The sequence below is a fragment of the Bacteroides fragilis genome (genome assembly GCF_019583405.1).
GTDB lineage: Bacteria > Bacteroidota > Bacteroidia > Bacteroidales > Bacteroidaceae > Bacteroides > Bacteroides fragilis_B.
Genome location: NZ_SZUU01000001.1, coordinates 395,627 through 413,533, shown reverse-complemented (window position 1 = coordinate 413,533; position 17,907 = coordinate 395,627). Strand labels below are relative to the sequence as shown.

The following is a 17,907-nucleotide window of genomic DNA, read 5'->3' as shown; positions in this document are numbered from 1 at the left end:
ATTCTTTATTCACTTAATTCACTTTTACGCTTACGGAACAACACTGATGCCACGACCGGCGCGCCTACGAGCGCAGTCACGGAGTTGACCGGAAGAGCTCCCTCAAAGCCCGGCATGCGGGCAACCAGATTGCATACCAAAGCCAACGAAGCACCTGCCAGCAAAGTGGCCGGCATCAGGATGCGGTGATCCGAGGTATGAAAGATGGCACGGCAAAGATGAGGAACCGCCAAACCAATGAACATAATCGGTCCGCAATAAGCGGTCACAATGGCTACAAGCACTCCCGAACATGAAATGACCAACAGGCGGGCGCGCTTGATGTTCAATCCCAAGTTACGTGCATACCCATCGCCAAGCAGCATCAGGTTCATGGTTTTAATCAACAGGAAAGAGAGCGGAATCAGCACAACCATGATACAGACAAACAAAGTCATCTGATCACCGGAGACGCGGGCAAAGCTACCCAACCCCCAAATGACGTAAGCGCGGATGTCTTCTTCTACACTAAAATATTTGAGTACACCGATAACGGCACTCGCCACATAGCCAATCATCACACCGATAATCAACAAAGTTACATTTCCTTTCACTTTTTGGGATACATACACAATAAGCGCCATCACCGACAGGGCACCGATAACGGCCGCCAACGAAAGAGCCACCTCGCCCATATATCCCAGTTTGCTAAGTGCCACGCCTCCAAATGATCCGGACAACAATACCACGAAAGCCACTCCCAAGCTGGCACCGGAACTGATACCAAGTACAGAAGGTCCTGCCAGCGGATTACGAAATACGGTCTGCATCTGCAAGCCACTGATAGAAAGTCCGGCACCCGCCACCAAAGCGGTCAAAGCCTGCGGTACCCGTGACTTCCAGATGATATTTTGCCAGATAACGGATTCATCCGTTCCGCCCCAAAGTATGTTCCATACCGAACCGATAGGGATGGAAACCGAACCCAAAAGAAGGTTCAACAGGAAAAAGACAAAAATAGATGCGGCTATAAGCAGCATAAGAGGTATTATCGGTCGTTTCATCGGACAGATTAATTGAGTCGTTCGTAATAGACAGGCGCATAATCGGGCAACAAGTCCGGATGAAAAGCCTTAATCAAATCCTCCAGTACCACTTCCGGCTGGGTAGGCATACTTTCATAAAACGGCTTTTCACGCATGTTGCAATATATCACCCCTTTCTCACGGAAAGCATGAAAATCGGCATATCTCGGATCTTCACTCTTCAATACATCATAAGAGAAAGTCCCGTCGAAACTATTGACAATACGCCAATAGTCGGCACTTTCCGCCTGGCTGTACACTGTTTCGAAGTCGAGTGTGACACCTCCCGACCGGGGATCGTCTTTCAGAAAATAATCGGCACCCGCATCACGGAAGAGCTGTGCCAGAAAACTTTTACCGCCCACGGCATACCAGTTGCCCCCGCGGATCTCTCCACTGAACACCACCGGACGCTTCTTTACATGGGCAACCCTTTCTTTCAATTCATTATAATGCTTTTCTATGGCTGCAAATTTCCGGTTGGCAGTCTCTTCCTCTCCGATGAAAAGTCCGATAAACTTAATCCATTCGGCCTGTCCCAACGGAGTCATCTCTTTGTATCCCAAATGCGGCACCAGCGGAATGCCCACTTCACGCATGGCATCGTATCCGCCGCGCTTGAAAGGAGAAATGAAGATGACATCGGGATTCACACTCATGATCACTTCATTATCAAAGTTCCCCTCGATACCTATCTTAGCCGTTTTACCCTGCTTCAAGCGTTCGTTCATTTCTTTGTTGAAGAGATGGCGAGTACTCGTGATACCCACTACATGATTTAAAGCATCCAGTTTAATAAAGTTGGATAACTGCAAGGAAGTCATACAGATAACACTCTTCACGGGAGTCTCTATCACTGTATAGCCAGTAGGAATATTTTCAGGTTTCTTCCCTCTGGGCACAAGAGCGTAATGAAAAGATTCACCTCCTTCTTTCTGCGGATCGCTGATATCGACCAAGCGGCATGTAGGAGTATAGGTCACTTTAAAACCTTTGGCATAAACTGGTGTGATACGGACAGAAGATGTATCGGACACCTCACCGGTTACTATCGTTGCATTCTGGTTGTTCTTCGGACGACAACCGGCTAAAGAGATACAGGCCAGCAGTGCGCATCCGATCAGGAATTGTTTCATCGGTATTTGTCTTTTAATTCAGATTACAGCGGTCAAAGATACTTAATAATTCTTGTTTCATAGAGATATTTTCCTCACTTTTGCAGAACATTAAGATGATAAACCGATAACAAATGATAACTACACATCCCATACGTTTCGTATCTTTAGGCCCCGGCGAACCGGATCTGATTACATTGAAAGGACTCAAAGCACTGCAAGGAGCCGACTGCATCTTCTGTCCGGCCACCATGACTCAAGACGGCAAGTCCTCTTCCCGGGCACTCTCCATCCTGAACACTCTCGGATTCTCGGACACCGTACAGTGTTTCCGGCTCCCTATGGACAAGGACAGGACACTGGCATTAAGATCTTATGAAGCTGTATATGAAAGCAGCAAAATACTCCGTGCAGAGGGACAAAACGTTGTAATTGTAGCCGAAGGAGATGCGGGTCTTTACTCTTCCATCCACTACATCTACGACAAGCTGCAACAAGACGACATCTCCGTTGAACAGATTGCCGGTATTCCTGCTTTTATTGCTTCCGGAGCGATGGCGGGCCTGCACATTGTCAGTCAGGAAGAGCGGCTGATCGTGATACCGGGTCACGTCACCGCCAAGGAACTGGACGACTACCTGAAGCATCAGACGGTAGTAGTCATAATGAAGCTATCGCAATGTATAGACGAGGTACACCAATGTATAATTAACCATCCGGAATACCAATACCACTACTTTGAAAATGTAGGGACCGAGAAGGAATACTACTCTTGCTCCACCGAAGAACTTCGGGAAAAAAGCTACCCTTATTTCTCGGTAATGATTATCAGATTCGGATAAGGTTACACCTCGTTAAAGTCCCCGACCAATCACGTACCAGCTATACATCCCGGCACATACGAGTTGTACAACTCGTCTACGGTTGCATCGGATGATCGCATATTCAAGATAGAATGATTACATTTATATCCCCTAATACTCAATGATCATGAAAACTACCAGACTCCAATTTTCCCTTTTAGCCCTTTTTCTGGGGTGCGCTTCTCTACAGGCACAATACAAATGGGCAGACCCACTCAAACAAGACTTTCATACAGTACGCGGACAAGCATGGCAGAACGAACTGAAAGATTCTTATGCCCGCCTCCCGCAAAGGGCAGAAGATAAAGTACGCAAGCCTTTATGGGATTTGTCGCGGCAAAGCGCAGGGCTGTCTGTCGCCTTCCGTTCCAACGCATCCGAAATAAAGGTCCGCTACGTAGTAAAGGGCGGGCTCTCTATGCCCCATATGCCGGCTACGGGAGTTTCGGGCATCGATCTGTATGCTACAGACAATAACGGGCAAGAACGCTGGTGTGCCGGAAATTATTCCATGGGAGACACCATTGTCTACAATTTCAGGGGACTTTCATACGCGGCTAAATCCGGCAACGGATTTGAATACCAACTATTCCTGCCACTATACAACAGTGTATCATGGATGGAGATAGGTGTTCCTGCCGACGCTTCTTTCCGTTTCCTTCCGGTTTCACAAGAAAAGCCTCTGGTCATATACGGCACTTCCATTGCGCAAGGAGCCTGTGCTTCGCGTCCCGGCATGGCATGGGGCAATATACTGAACCGGAAGTTGGGACATCCGGTCATCAATCTGGGGTTCTCCGGCAACGGAAAACTGGAAGAAGCACTCTTCGATCTTCTGTCAGAGATCGATGCACGGCTATATATCATTGACTGCATGCCCAATCTGGCAGGAAAAGAAGCATCGGCCGTAGTGTACCAACGCACTTTGGAGGGAGTGAAAAAACTTCGTGAAAAGAGCCGGGCCCCCATCCTGTTGGTAGAACACGACGGATATAGCAATGAATTCAGTTCCGAAAGCGCGGAGGAATCCTATCGTGTGGCCAATGCAGAACTACGCAAGGCATACGAGACGCTGCAAAAAGAGCAGGTTCCTGCTGTCTATTATCTGACCAAGGAAGAAATCGGTATGCCGATGGATGCCATGGTAGACGGTGTTCATTCCACCGACCTGGGTATGCAGCAATATGCGGACAGTTACCGGAAGAAGATAGGTGAGATCTTACACGAAGAGAGTGAAGGGCCTACTTCATGTATCCCCTGCAAGCAGCAAAGAGATCCATACGACTGGTACGGACGCCACGAAGAGATCTTGAAACTAAATAAGCAAAGTGCTCCCGAAGTGGTGATGATCGGCAACTCGATCACGCATTTCTGGGGAGGCGAACCTATTGCACACAATCAGTTTGGAACAGAATCCTGGGATAAACTTTTCAAAGGAAAGCGGGTCCGTAACCTCGGATTTGGCTGGGACAAAACAGAAAATGTACTGTGGCGTATCTACCACGGTGAGCTGGACGGTTTTCAGGCACAGAACATTTTCCTGCTGATAGGCACCAACAATCTCTTGTTCAACACCGACGACGAAGTCATAGAGGGAATCTGCCGGGTCGTAAAAGCGATTCGCGAGCGTCAGCCCCGTGCAAAACTCTGCGTGATGGGCATCCTGCCGAGAAAAGAGATGGAAACCCGCATTGCCCAAATAGATGCGGCATTGCAAGAGCGACTGAACGGCAAAGATTGTACTTTCATTAATCTTGCTCCGCAACTGACGCATAAAGACGGAACAATAGACCATTCACTGTTCCGTGACGGGCTTCACCCGAATGCCGAAGGATACAAACGCATCGCAAAAGTGCTGAAAGGCTACTTATAAACAAAGGACTCAATCCTTAATAATTATGCATCCTCCCCCTTAAAGTGCCACTGCATTTTTCCAGAGTCTGACAATGGTATATATTCGTTTTCATCATGAACCGTATGTTGCTCATACTGATCCGGACAAACGGATAGAAACGGGTAAATATCATTGCCGGCTGCCGGACACTTCATACAAGCCTGTTCTTCCGCTCCCCTATTATACGAGGTTACTGCCGCAGCCGCTCTGTAACGGCTGTAATCATAAGATACTCAAATGAAATATCTGAGATATACCTGTCACGGAAATCTGTATGCCGATGCAGAATGTAAAAAAGGCAACGAGCTTGTTAATGATCTGATTCCCCACCGGCCCGAGTTTCTGAATAATTCTTTGCCCTTGGGAAAGAAAGATATAAAGTATGGCTGCCATACAAACTATAACAAGTGCGATCACAAAATAATTGATTCCGGTTTGCAACAATTTACCTTTGACGCTGGCAGAAGCCATCAGAGTAAATATAACGGATATACTGCCCGGACCGATGCTGATGGGAAACGTGATGGGATAAAATATCTTCTGTTCTATATTCTTCCATTTGAGGCTATCCATGTTCCGGCTCGATTCTTCCTGATCCGGAGAGTTAGAATCGCCGAGCAACTCCATGGCCGTCTTACAGATAAGTATCCCACCGCCCAACTGAATGACAGGGATGGCCAGACCGAACATTAACAAAAACAGGTGGCCTATGACCAAAGTACCCACACCGATTATTATAAAGTTAAGAATCAGTTTCCGGATGGCGGTTTTCCGCTGCTTGGGATCCAGGTCGGTAAAAAAGCCATTCACCACAAAACCGTTTCCCAAAGGATTCACCACGGGAAACAAAGCCATAAAAGAGGAAGAGAATATAATTAGCAAATTACTCAGTGACATAGTTCTTGCATTTTTTAAAATACTCCATTAAGAATACAATACCTATGTAAAAACACAGATGGACTCTTATTGATGCTGCAATTGCAAGAAACATTTTCTTATTGTGATATTTTAACGGACTAACACTAATGGGAAACATACATACGTGTGTATCCACACTTCCCCGGAAAAGTAAATCGTATATTATGCGAAGACAACTCTCACTTCCGTCCCCTTCCCTTCTTCGGAACGAATGCTGACCTTCCCCCTGTAGACAGAAAAGATTTTCATGGAAAGACTTAACCCGATCCCTTGACCGGTGTATTCTCTCGTATTACTTCCCCGGTAGAATGACTGGAAGATAAGTTCCATTTCATCCGCCGGGATGCCGATTCCGGAATCTTTGACAGCTATCCCCCATCGCTCATCTTCTTTGTAAAGCCGGATAAGCACCTCGCCTTGCGAATACTTGCAGGCATTGTCTATCACGTTTTGCAAGGCTATTTTAAACAAGTAAGGGCTGGCACTGACCACAGCGTACCTTGCGGCATCTTCCGAATATTGCAGCCGGATGCGCGGGTTAGCAGCCCCTGCCTCTTCCAACAGGTCTGCCAGACGAATCTCTTCTACGTTATTCTTCCGGATGTCCTCTTCTTGTCTCGACAGAAACAGCAGATGCCTGATCAGATTGGACAGGCGTTTACTTTCCCCGGCTATCCGCCGGAGTGCTTCGATGTACTCATCGGTACTCCGTTCTTTCAGGAGACTTATTTCACATTCACCCTGAATGGCGGTAATAGGATTATTCAGTTCGTGAGAAGCATGGCTGACAAATGATTTTTCTGCTCTAAATGCCGTATCGATACGGTCGAGCATACTATTTAAGGTTTCTATCAGATGGTCCAGTTCATCTTTATTGCCGGTGGTCTTCAATCTGCGGTTCAGACTGTTGCCGCGGATCTGTTTCAACTGTAACAGGACGTGCTGCAAGGGAATCAATATTCTCGTAGAATAGAGTTGTCCGATGAAAAAGATCAATACCGAGCTGCATAATACCAGAAATGCGGACAAGAGCAGCAAGTGTTCCTGTATCTTGACCCCATAACTGTTATGCGACATGATAATTACGATAAAATTGCCTTCATTATCGGGATAGTATAGTGCGGCTCCCAGCATATCCTGATATACGAAAGAGACCGATGACATCTCTTTCGACTCAAGAAGCTGCTTCTGCTGGCCGGCGGAAAGATATTTATTCAGCGTATCACGCACCACGGCATCACTATCCATATCCAATAAAATCTCTTTGGCCTCTGGTAGCAGCTCATCATATTTCCGTTGAATGGTCTGATAGCTTTGCTCATCCACTTCATCTCGCTCCCAGTGTTTCTGAGCGGTCAGAAAAGCTTTTTCCCGAAGGTATGACCTGTACAATCCATCGATATACCTTGAACTGAACAGGTAGAACACTCCGATAACTGCCATGGTGGTCAGTACCGTTACCAACGTATAAAAGAGTGCGATTTTACGTCCTATTTTCATAGTCTGGCTTGTTAAAGTTAAGCATACATGATATATCCCGAACCTACCACCGTATGAATCAATTTCTTGTCATGCTCCTTATCTATTTTACCACGAAGATAGTTCACATAAACATCTACCACATTAGTATTCGTATCGAAATTCTTATCCCATACATCTTTCAATAATGTCAGGCGCGAAAGCACCATGCCTTGATGGGTCATGAAATACTCCAGCAAGCGGTACTCCTTAACAGTGAGTTCTATCTCCACCTCCTTACGTCTGGCACGGCGGGTGTTGCAGTTAAGCACCAGATCATCACATACCAGCTGCTGGACAGAGTCTTCCCGCCCTCTGCGCAGGATGGCCTTGATGCGCGCCTCCAGTTCCTGAAAGCTGAATGGTTTCACCAAATAGTCATCCGCCCCCGAATCAAGCCCTTTCACGATATCCTCCGTGGTGCCCAATGCAGTCAACATTATAACCGGGGTGAGATAACCGTATTGCTGCCGATAAAGCCGGCATAGCTCCAGACCGTTCATCTTAGGCATGATAATATCCAGGATCAACAGGTCGAATGCTTCTTGCCGGATGAATTCCCATCCGGCATCACCGTCATTAGCCACCGACACAGAATGTCCAAACTCCTTCAAACCCCGTTCTATAAACGAAGCTATATTCACTTCATCTTCTACCAATAATATCTTAGCCATCCTTCTTTAGTTTTTAAAGTGGCAAATATACTGTTTACACTCGTCTTTGCCGCAATTTACCTTCTTTATCATACAACGTTTTACCATAAATAACTTCTACAATCAACGGAAAAATGAATAGAGTAAAGAAAGTATCGCACAATACGCCCCCGATAATGACAATGGCAAGCGGGCGTTGTGACTCAGAACCGATGCCATGACTCAAGGCGGCCGGCATTAATCCGATGGCAGCCATAGCAGCCGTCATCACGACCGGACGAACACGCGAACGGACGGTATTCTTTACAGCTTCCGATAAAGGTATGTGCGAACGTACGTTCGATTTAATGCCCGAGATCATAATCACTCCATTCTGGATGCAGATACCGAACAGGGCAATGAAACCGATCCCCGCAGAAATCGAAAAGTTGAAATGGGTAATCAACAAAGCAATAATTCCCCCGGCAGCTGCAAACGGCACATTCAGTAGCACCAGGCCTGCATCTCTCGCATTCGAAAAAAGGATGAAGAGAATGACGAAAATAATGGCAATGCTGACAGGAACCACCTGGGCAAGCCGCTTACTGGCACGTTGCTGATTTTCAAAATCTCCGGTCCATTTCAGCGTATATCCGTCCGGCAGATGCACAGAAGCCGCCACTTTCTTTTGTGCTTCGGCGACAGCAGACCCCATAGCACGTCCGCGTACGGAGAACTTAACGGCACAAAAACGGGCATGACTGTCACGGAATATAAGTAGAGGTCCCGTAATAGTCCGGATATCCGCCAGCTCTTTGATCGGTATCATCGTACCATCCATCGCGGGTACCAGAATCTTACCTATTTGCTCTTCGTTCCGGCGAAACTCTTCATTGTAACGCACCATGATATTGAATTTACGCTCGTCTTCATAAAGCAGGGAGGCCGATTTACCTCCTATAGCCATCTCGATAATAGACTGCACGTTCTCTTTAGACACACCGTAACGCGCCAGTTGCTTTTCATTCAACTCGATGCGAAGTTCCGGCTGGCCAATGTTGCGGATCACTCCCAAATCCTCGATACCTTGTACGGTTCCCAATACTTTGTCGATCTGCACAGCCAGTTTCTCCGCTTCATATAAGTCTTTGCCGAAAACTTTGACGGCAATAGATCCTTTTACACCCGAAGCCGCTTCCTCTACATTATCAGTGATCGGCTGCGAGAAATTAAAATCGGTGCCGGGATAAAGAGCAAGGGCAGATTGCATTTTCTCAATCAGTTGTCCTTTGCTAAGTCCGCTTTCCCACTCCTTCTCCGGGAAAATATCGACATGAAACTCCACATTATAAAAACCGGTGGCATCGGTTCCGTCATTTGGACGCCCGGTTTGCGAAAGCACCTGTCTTACCTCGGGAAATGCCAGTAATTCTCTGCGCATTCTATTGGCAAGGGATACTGACTCATCCAAAGAAATGCTCTGCGGAAGGGTAGCGCGAATATAAATAGCCCCTTCATTCAACTGCGGCAAAAATTCCATTCCCAGAAACGAATAGAGAAACAGACCGACTCCTCCTGCCAAAGAAGCCAATCCGATAGACAATTTACGATGGGCATGAAAAATCGCAAACAAAGCAGCACTCTTCTCTCTGATAAAGTGCACCAAAAAATTACTTCTCTCACGCACATTCTTCTTCAAAAGAATAGACGACATGACCGGAACCAGCGTCAATGTGAAAATCAATGCTCCCAGTAAAGCAAATCCCAGAGTATAAGCCAAAGGAGAAAACATTTTTCCTTCTACTTTTTGAAACGAAAAGATGGGAATCAGCGCTGTAATGATAATCAGCTTAGAAAAAAAGACAGCTTTGGCCTTTTCTTTGGCTGTACTTCGGATCAGGCCCATTTTTGACATCCTGTTGAATACGGGCATTCCCACCTCTTTCGCTTTTCGGTCGAGGGCAACGAATATTCCCTCCACCATCACTACCGCTCCGTCTATAATGATCCCAAAATCAATAGCTCCCATTGAAAGCAGGTTGGCAGACATCCCCATTATGTGCAAGCAGATAAAAGCAAATAACAGGGCTAACGGTATAATGACCGCAACTACTGCCGTCGTCCGCCAGTCTGCCATAAAAATAAATACAATGAAAGTTACCAGCAATATGCCCTCTACCAAATTGTGTGTCACCGTATGAACTGCAAGATCCACCAGATCTTCCCGGTCATAGAAAGGTACGATCTCCACATCCGACGGCAGGATATTCTCATTCAGTTCGTCTATTTTCGCTTTCAACCCGGATATGACTTCTCCCGGATTCTCTCCTTTGCGCATCACCACAATGCCTTCCACTACATCATCTTCATCCATACGCCCCACCTGGCCCAAACGGGGTAAACATGATTCGCGTACATCGGCCAGATTTTTCACCAGTATGGGAGTCCCATTAATGTTTTTTACTACAATGTTCCGCAGTTCTTCCAAGTCATTAATCAATCCGATACCTCTCACAACATAGGCCTGCGAACTTTTGGTAATCACATCTCCCCCGACATTGATATTGCTTTTCGCTATGGCATCATAAAGTTCAAGCGAAGTGATGCCATAATTGATTAACTGATTCGGATTGACACTGACTTCAAAAGTCTTCACTTCCCCGCCGAAACTGACAATATCCGCCACTCCCGATACGGCACGCAAGTTACGGTCGATCACCCAATCCTGAATCGTTTTCAGTTCGCGTACACTCCGTTTGTCACTTCGCAAAGTATAACGGTAAATCTCACCCGTAGGTCCGTAAAGAGGTTGTACTTCCGGAGTCACCCCATCCGGAAGATCTGCGTCATTCAATAAATTGTATACCTGCTGACGGGCAACAAAATCATCCACATGATCTTCAAACAACACATTGATGACCGACAGTCCGAATAGGGTTGTCGAACGGATGTCCGTCTTCTTCTGTACCGAGTTCATGGCTATCTCCACCGGAATCGTAATGAACTTCTCCACCTCTTCCGCACTGCGTCCCGCCCATTGGGTAATGATGGTCACTTTCGTATTCGTCACATCGGGAAATGCATCTATCGGTGTATGCTTGAACGAAACCACACCGGCAATGACGGCAATCGCCGTACAAAAAAAGATGAAGAACTTATTTTTCAACGAAAATGCCACAATATTGTCTATAAACTTATGCATAGTATTCTTCCGTTTTTAGTCTGCATTTAAACTATTGTAGACCAATAATACATTCTGATTCAGCACTCTGTCACCCTCGGAAAGCCCGGAACGGACATAGCATTCCTGATTCTGCCGTTTGTATACATCGACTTCTTTCACTTTCAGGCGGTTGTCGGGGGTGACGGTTACGACGTAATTCTTACCTCCTTCAAATATCAAGGCATGTGCATTGATCCGAGGCATCTGTTTCCCGGAAGATTTGCACTCAACATTGACCGTGGTGAACATACCCGGCTTCAGCAGATAGTCTTCGTTACACAGCTTTACCCGTACGTTCATTGTCTTACTTTCAGTATTCAACATGTGGTATACTTTATCTATATTTCCGGAGAACACCTTACCCGGATATGCCAGCGTAGTGATATGTACCGATGCTCCTTCTGCTACTTTACTGATGTCGCTTTCATAAACATCTGCCATCACCCATACATGCTCCAAACCGGAGACAGTAAATATCTCCTCACCCTGATCGGGACGAAGCTGCATACTTCTGCTCACACTCTTTTCCACAATAAAACCGCTAACGGGAGATTTGACTTCATAGAATGACCGGCCCCTGAAGTTATTTATGGAAAAAATTTCTTTGATGCGATCCTCTTCCGCTTCAGCATTGATCAATTCCTGACGCGCCTGCAATACATCTTTATCGGATGCCAACCCGGAATCGAACATATCCCGGGTAGCATTTACATTTCTGCGGGCAATAATCACCTGTTGCTCCGCCTCTTTCATCTGTCTTTCGTAATCGGCCACTTCACCGCTACGCAATATGGCAAGTATGTCTCCTTTTCGTACATAATCCCCTACTTCAGCGCGAAGCTCCGTCACTGTTCCGCCAAACATCGGATAGACGTGTGCCACCTGTTCCTGATTAAAAGTAACACGTCCGTTCAATGTCAATTCATCTGCCACATCATGCAGATGCACCGTATCGACGGAAACTATTTTCAGTAAACTGTCTGTCAGACACAGATCTTGATTTTCTCCGGGGTGCTTCACTTCTGATGAGCAACCACTCCCCATACCCAAAATCAATAGGCATGGAAGGTATTTTGTCCAATTCATAAATTATATGGATTTAGTAGTTAAAAATAGGTTGTCCGGCCACCGCATTCAGGTTCTCTATACCGAGCAGTACGTTTTTCTTGATTTCGTAAAGCCGGATGCAAGTCTCTTTGTAGCTATCATAAAAGTCGATGAACTCTAAAAGACTGATGTTACGTTTGATAAAGTTCTCGTTGGCTCCGGCTATCAGTTTCTCAAAATTCTGTTCCAGTCCCATATCAGTCGACTGATACAACTGACATGCTTTCTCTAAAGCAGTATAAGCTGCGTACAGTTCGGCCTCGGCTTTATTTCGGGAATACTCTTGCTCCCGATCCGCCTTCAGAAGATTGAAACGGGCCATTTTAATATTCCCTTGGTTACGGTTAAAGATAGGCACCGACATACTGAATCCGATTGCAAAGTAGTTATTAATAAAATTACCTTGCCGATCATAACTACCTTTTACTGCAAATTCCGGAAAAGCCAACGCTTTCTGCAATTTCAGATCGGCTTGCGAAGCAGTGACACAGCTGCGTGCCAACTTCTGGTCAGGTCTCCCGTGTACCCTCTCTTGTAAATCGGCATAAGACAACCGGTCCATGTTTAATTGTCGAAGATCTCCTTCATCTATTACAGGTTCTGTCCGAAAGTCGGTAGGCAGATTCAGTAACAGATTCAATTCTCCTCGCCGGGACAAATAGTTGCTTTCGCATTCGTTCTTGTCTTTCTTCAGAGAAAGCAGCATAGACTCGAGTCTCGCCATCTCCATTAAAGAGATATTTCCCTTTGCGTGCTGCTCTTTTATACCTGTCAGCAAATGTTCCAGCGAATTGATTTCTTTATCATAAACGGACAATGACTTTGAGAGATAGAAAACTTCTGTAAATGCCTCGCCAAGTTCCTGGCGTAAAGTCCTCATCACTTCTTCGAACTGATAACCGGCAATTTCCCTGTTTATCTTTTCCAACCGTATCTGCTTATTCCGTTGTCCGGCAAGGCGTATCACCTGCTCTATTTCGACTACCGACTCACCTTTTTTGCCGAAGTCAAAGTACTTTCCATTCAATCGGTTATACACATTTTGTTCGAATGAAATTACCGGATTATCGAACAGTCCGGCCTGAAGCAACCTGGCTTGTGCGATGTCTACATTGTAGCGCTCGGCCAATAGGGATAAATTACATTTCAGGAAACGTTGCTCTGCCTCCTTCAGAGTCAAGCCGACGGACGGCTGTTGGGCTTCGGCAAATCCGAAAAAGCCAAGAAAAAAGAGAATAAAAAACTTTCTGATCATAGTCCTTGTTATTTTGGAAGCAAAAGTACAACTCCCCCATGAAACAAACCGTTTGAAAGCAATTATAAGATACTCAGATAAGATTAGAAAGTTATTAGAAAGCAGAAAAAACGGGACAAGGAAGAATTGCTAATATAATAGGAGAAATAGCTATCTGACAATGAGATCTATCTTCCTATCTTTGCAACATCAAAGAAATAAATAAGTAATCACTAAAAAAGTAAAAATATGAAAGTCATTGATTTAACAAAAGAAAGCTTCGTAGAGAAAGTGGCCGAATTCCAAGAATACCCGAATAAATGGGATTTTAAAGGTGATAAACCTTGCCTGGTAGATTTTCATGCTCCCTGGTGTGTATATTGCAAAGCCCTGTCACCTATACTCGACCAACTGGCTGTAGAATATGATGGGAAAATAGATATTTATAAAGTGGATGTAGATCAGGAACCGGAACTGGAGGCTGCTTTTGCCATTCGTACAATCCCTAACCTGTTGCTTTGTCCGATGGAAGGAAAACCAAGTATGAAATTAGGAACTATGAATAAAACCCAGTTAAAAGCATTGATAGAAGAAGTTTTGTTATAATTTACCGGATCAATCATTTAATGAAGAGGAGTCGCCCCCTATTCACCACAGGATTACACGGATTCACACAGATAAATAGATATAGATTAAACTTACTCAGTGTGACCCTATGTAACCCTGTGGTGAGTTATGAAACACTCTCTTGAAATTAATATGACTATTTTATTCCGGTAGCAAGCACCAACCTTATATCTGCGTATGAGACATCATCCCCCAAAGCTGCTTTAATAACCGTCAGTCCTTTATCACTTCCATGAGCCTGTACGTAACGGATGATTTTCGTGATTTTCTCTCTTGCCACCAACTGCTCTATTTTAACTTCACCGGAGCGTACATAGTGTTCCAGATGTCCTGCTATGGTTCCGGAAACCAGCTCGCGTTCTTTAGCTATTTCTTCAATACTCTTCCCCTGCCTGAAAAGACGATACGTTACCTCTTTCGTATCAGGCTTCGGTTCTTTCACCGATTTAGCCTCTTTTAAAGGTTTGGGCTCTTTCGACGTTTTAATCCCATTATTGACAGTCAACATCGCTGTTGGTATTTGCGGACGTTCTATGCCATGCTCCTCTACGTATCGGTTCACCATTTCAAGCAAGGCATCACCGTATTTTTCGGCACTGCGTTTTCCGAAATACGGAATACGTATCAGTGAAGCCGCATCATTCGGCAAAAGGTTTACAATACCCAGAATTGCTTTCTGCTGTATGATGGTATATACAGGCAAACCAGCTTTTGCAGCTTCAGAATTTCTCCAGGCAATCAATTGCTTATACAATTCCGGATGAAGAATATCAGTCGGTACTTCTATTTTCTCGGCTGTCCGGGATTTACGCTCCGATCTTCCGGAAGAGGACGCAGCTTCTCCTCCCGAAACAGACAACGTAAGAACAGCCTTCTGTTTTAGAAAAGCGGAAACAGAAAAACCTTCCTTCTCAGTATAACACAAGGTTCCCAACTTTACGTGCAATGCTGTCTTCATTGCATCTGCCGCTTCGGAGAATTTCTTTTTCAGTTCTTTATTATCCGTTTCTACTTTTGTAGAAGTAATCAGCGGAGTTAACAAATCTTCCAGATGTTGACGGAAATAGTGGGCACCGGCCATAACCCGTTCATTCAATTTCGGGTTGGCGGCATAATCTTCAGCCTCCATCAATAAGGCGGAATATTGCAGTTTAAATGTATCGGCGACTTTCATTATCTGCGTTTTATACAGATCGGCAGTTGCCTTATATCGTTCCAGCAACTTAGGATAGAGACGATATAAATGCTCGTCAAGCAAGCGAAGCAAACGTAAAAAATGCTGTTCAATCGAATGAAAATCAAACTGTTCGCACAACAATTCATAGAAGTAATGTTGACGCAATAGAGCCAATTTATGCTTGTCGGGAGTCATCTCTCCGGCATTACGGGTAAATTCATCAATCGTATCGTCACTGATAATGGACTCTCTCCTTAAAGGAGAACTAAGCACCAATCCCTGAAGCGACTTACAACGACTCAGAGCTACATAAACCTGTCCATGGGCAAAAGAGGCATTTGCATCAATGATTGCACGTTCGAAAGTTAACCCCTGGCTTTTATGGATGGTTATTGCCCATGCCAGACGAATGGGATATTGCCGGAAAGTACCTTCCACCTCTTCGGTAATCTCTTTCGTCTGCGGATTCAGGCTGTATTTACTATTTGTCCATTCTTCGGTTTCAAGCAGAAAGTCCTGTGATTCTCCGTTCCCTTTCACCCGAATGCCATCTTTACTGACAGCCGTAACCAAACCGATCATTCCATTATAATATCGATGTTCACCGGAAGAATCGTTTTTAATAAACATTATCTGAGCCCCTTCCTTGACGGTAAGCATTTCATCAGCCGGGTATGCCGATTCCGGAAAAGTGCCTTCCACCTTCGCATGGAAACTGAAAGCTCTTCCTGAAAGAGAAAGCAGTTGTCGGTCGTTATATTGCTGAGCCTGATAGTTATGTGTAGTCAGTCGGATATATCCTTCTTCCTCTCTCGGACGGAATCCCGGAAGATAACGTTTGTTCAATTCTTCCAGAACAGCGTCGTCTGCCTCTTTCTCTCTGATTTTATTCAATAATCCGACAAATTCCGTATCACTTTGTCGATAGACTTTCTTTAACTCTATCGTGATATATTCCGTCTCTTTCAGTGAATGGCTACCAAAGAAAAATGCTGTATCATAGTAAGAGCTCAACAGGCTCCAGTCCTCTTCTTTCACCACGGGAGCCAATTGCTGCAAGTCACCTATCATCAGGAGCTGAACACCACCGAAAGGTTTCGAGCGATCACGATACCGACGCAGTACAGCATCAATTGCATCCAGTTGATCGGCACGTACCATACTGATTTCATCGATCACCAACAAGTCCATACTACGGATAATGTTGATTTTCTCTTTTCCGAATTTATGAAAACCTTGTTGAGCTGAATTAAATGTGCTTTCCGGAATGTAAGGTGCGAAGTTCAACTGAAAAAAGGAGTGTATAGTGACACCTCCGGCATTAATGGCAGCAATCCCCGTAGGTGCAACCACTACCATACGCTTTGGGGTAAGTTCTTTTAACCGACGGAGAAAAGTTGTTTTTCCGGTTCCGGCCTTTCCTGTCAGAAAAAGATGCGTACCGGTATTTTCAATGACTTGCCAGGCTAATTCTATTTCGTGGTTCTCTTCCATGCAATAATACTTTGCGACAAAGTTAAAGCAAAAGAAAGAAGAAAGCAATATAATAATAAGTTATTTCACAGTAGAAACCACAAAGGTCACGGAATGAAGGTTATTAACTTTTCATTAATAACCATTCCGTAACCTTTGCATACTTTGGTGTGGAAATCTATGCCATACTGCCACCTACAATATCGAGCAATTCATTTGTAATGGCCTGCTGGCGGGTTTTATTATACTGCTTTGTCAACTCCTGAATCAGTTCGTTGGCATTGTCCGTCGCTATCTGCATAGCCAAAGTACGTGCAGCATGTTCGGATGCATTAGAATCGAGAGCAGCTGTAAATATCTTCTGACTCAACACCTGCGGAATCAAGTCTGCTATCAATTGAGCTGCAGAAGGTTCTATGATATAGTCATTCACTACTCCACCTCTCTCTTCGTCATTTTGAACGGCAGAAAAGTCAATCGGCAAATATCTTTCACGCAACAGTTCTTGTACCCCCATTGACTTGAAATGGTGATAAATCAACTCCACACGGTCGATATTTTTTTCCAGAAAAAGTTCCATCAACAATTTGGCCAATGCAGCGGCTTCATTATACGACGGTTTATCTGCCAACTTCTGATAACTGCCTTGAGGAAAGAATCCTAACTTCTTGACAGCCTCCTCTATTTTTTTGCCCACCGGATAGATCAGGATATTATCTTGTCCCAACTCGCGATATTCTCCCACCGTCTGCAAAAACATTTTCAGTACATTCGCATTGAAAGCACCGCATAAAGAACTGTTGGAAGAAAAAGCCACAATAGCGACCCGCTTGACGGGACGTTCCACACAGAACGGAGACTCTACCGGAAGATCAGCACTCAGAAAGTTAGTCAGAATCTTATTCAACTTCCTCTGATAAGGCAGCATATTCTCAATGGCTCCCTGCGCCTTGTGTAACTTGGCAGAAGCCACCATCTTCATTGCTGAAGTGATTTTTCGGGTACTTTGTACCGAATTTATTCTGGTTTTTACTTCTTTTAGTGAAGCCATAATCTTCTAAA

General features: G+C 45.0%; 13 protein-coding genes. 3 read left to right on the top strand and 10 right to left on the bottom strand.

What is annotated here, in order from left to right; translation table 11 throughout:
• Window positions 1-5: 5 nt before the first annotated feature.
• Window positions 6-1,043, bottom strand: coding sequence for an iron ABC transporter permease (locus FDF36_RS01680; RefSeq protein WP_220390086.1), 1,038 nt, complete (start codon window positions 1,041-1,043; stop codon window positions 6-8).
• Window positions 1,044-1,051: 8 nt separating this feature from the next.
• On the bottom strand, window positions 1,052-2,200 hold the full coding sequence (locus FDF36_RS01675; RefSeq protein WP_220390085.1) for an ABC transporter substrate-binding protein: 1,149 nt from the start codon (window positions 2,198-2,200) through the stop codon (window positions 1,052-1,054).
• 113 nt (window positions 2,201-2,313) lie between these two features.
• Between FDF36_RS01675 and FDF36_RS01670 the strand changes: the two genes are divergently transcribed.
• Together FDF36_RS01670 and FDF36_RS01665 are read left to right on the top strand one after the other, a co-directional pair.
• The gene (locus FDF36_RS01670) at window positions 2,314-3,021 is read left to right on the top strand and encodes a precorrin-2 C(20)-methyltransferase (protein ID WP_220390084.1); all 708 of its coding nucleotides are present in this window, start codon (window positions 2,314-2,316) and stop codon (window positions 3,019-3,021) included.
• Window positions 3,022-3,169: 148 nt separating this feature from the next.
• On the top strand, window positions 3,170-4,915 hold the full coding sequence (locus FDF36_RS01665; protein ID WP_220390083.1) for an SGNH/GDSL hydrolase family protein: 1,746 nt from the start codon (window positions 3,170-3,172) through the stop codon (window positions 4,913-4,915).
• A gap of 243 nt (window positions 4,916-5,158) precedes the next feature.
• Here the strand turns inward: FDF36_RS01665 and FDF36_RS01660 are convergent, their stop codons facing one another.
• From FDF36_RS01660 to FDF36_RS01635, 6 genes are all read right to left on the bottom strand, one after another.
• A complete protein-coding gene (locus tag FDF36_RS01660) occupies window positions 5,159-5,833 on the bottom strand; it encodes a MarC family protein (protein WP_005787510.1) in 675 nt (224 codons plus the stop codon).
• Between the two features lie 183 nt (window positions 5,834-6,016).
• Entirely contained in the window at window positions 6,017-7,354 is a 1,338-nt protein-coding gene (locus FDF36_RS01655) for a sensor histidine kinase (RefSeq protein ID WP_220390082.1), read from the bottom strand.
• Between the two features lie 17 nt (window positions 7,355-7,371).
• A complete protein-coding gene (locus tag FDF36_RS01650) occupies window positions 7,372-8,046 on the bottom strand; it encodes a response regulator transcription factor (protein ID WP_005787506.1) in 675 nt (224 codons plus the stop codon).
• A 34-nt stretch (window positions 8,047-8,080) separates the two neighbouring features.
• Window positions 8,081-11,206 carry an efflux RND transporter permease subunit gene (locus tag FDF36_RS01645; protein ID WP_008660143.1) on the bottom strand — a complete coding sequence of 1,042 codons (3,126 nt, stop codon included), beginning with the start codon at window positions 11,204-11,206 and terminating at the stop codon, window positions 8,081-8,083.
• 15 nt (window positions 11,207-11,221) lie between these two features.
• Window positions 11,222-12,313 carry an efflux RND transporter periplasmic adaptor subunit gene (locus FDF36_RS01640; protein ID WP_220390081.1) on the bottom strand — a complete coding sequence of 364 codons (1,092 nt, stop codon included), beginning with the start codon at window positions 12,311-12,313 and terminating at the stop codon, window positions 11,222-11,224.
• A gap of 13 nt (window positions 12,314-12,326) precedes the next feature.
• Window positions 12,327-13,589, bottom strand: coding sequence for a TolC family protein (locus FDF36_RS01635; protein ID WP_220390080.1), 1,263 nt, complete (start codon window positions 13,587-13,589; stop codon window positions 12,327-12,329).
• Window positions 13,590-13,817: 228 nt separating this feature from the next.
• On the opposite strand from FDF36_RS01635, the gene FDF36_RS01630 reads away from it, so the two are divergent.
• The gene (locus FDF36_RS01630) at window positions 13,818-14,174 is read left to right on the top strand and encodes a thioredoxin family protein (RefSeq protein ID WP_220390079.1); all 357 of its coding nucleotides are present in this window, start codon (window positions 13,818-13,820) and stop codon (window positions 14,172-14,174) included.
• Window positions 14,175-14,331: 157 nt separating this feature from the next.
• On the opposite strand, the gene FDF36_RS01625 is transcribed toward FDF36_RS01630, so the two are convergent.
• Together FDF36_RS01625 and FDF36_RS01620 are read right to left on the bottom strand one after the other, a co-directional pair.
• Window positions 14,332-16,866: a helix-turn-helix domain-containing protein gene (locus tag FDF36_RS01625; RefSeq protein WP_220390078.1), complete on the bottom strand. Its 2,535-nt coding sequence runs from the start codon at window positions 16,864-16,866 to the stop codon at window positions 14,332-14,334.
• A 157-nt stretch (window positions 16,867-17,023) separates the two neighbouring features.
• Window positions 17,024-17,896, bottom strand: coding sequence for a F0F1 ATP synthase subunit gamma (locus FDF36_RS01620; protein WP_220390077.1), 873 nt, complete (start codon window positions 17,894-17,896; stop codon window positions 17,024-17,026).
• Window positions 17,897-17,907: the final 11 nt, after the last annotated feature.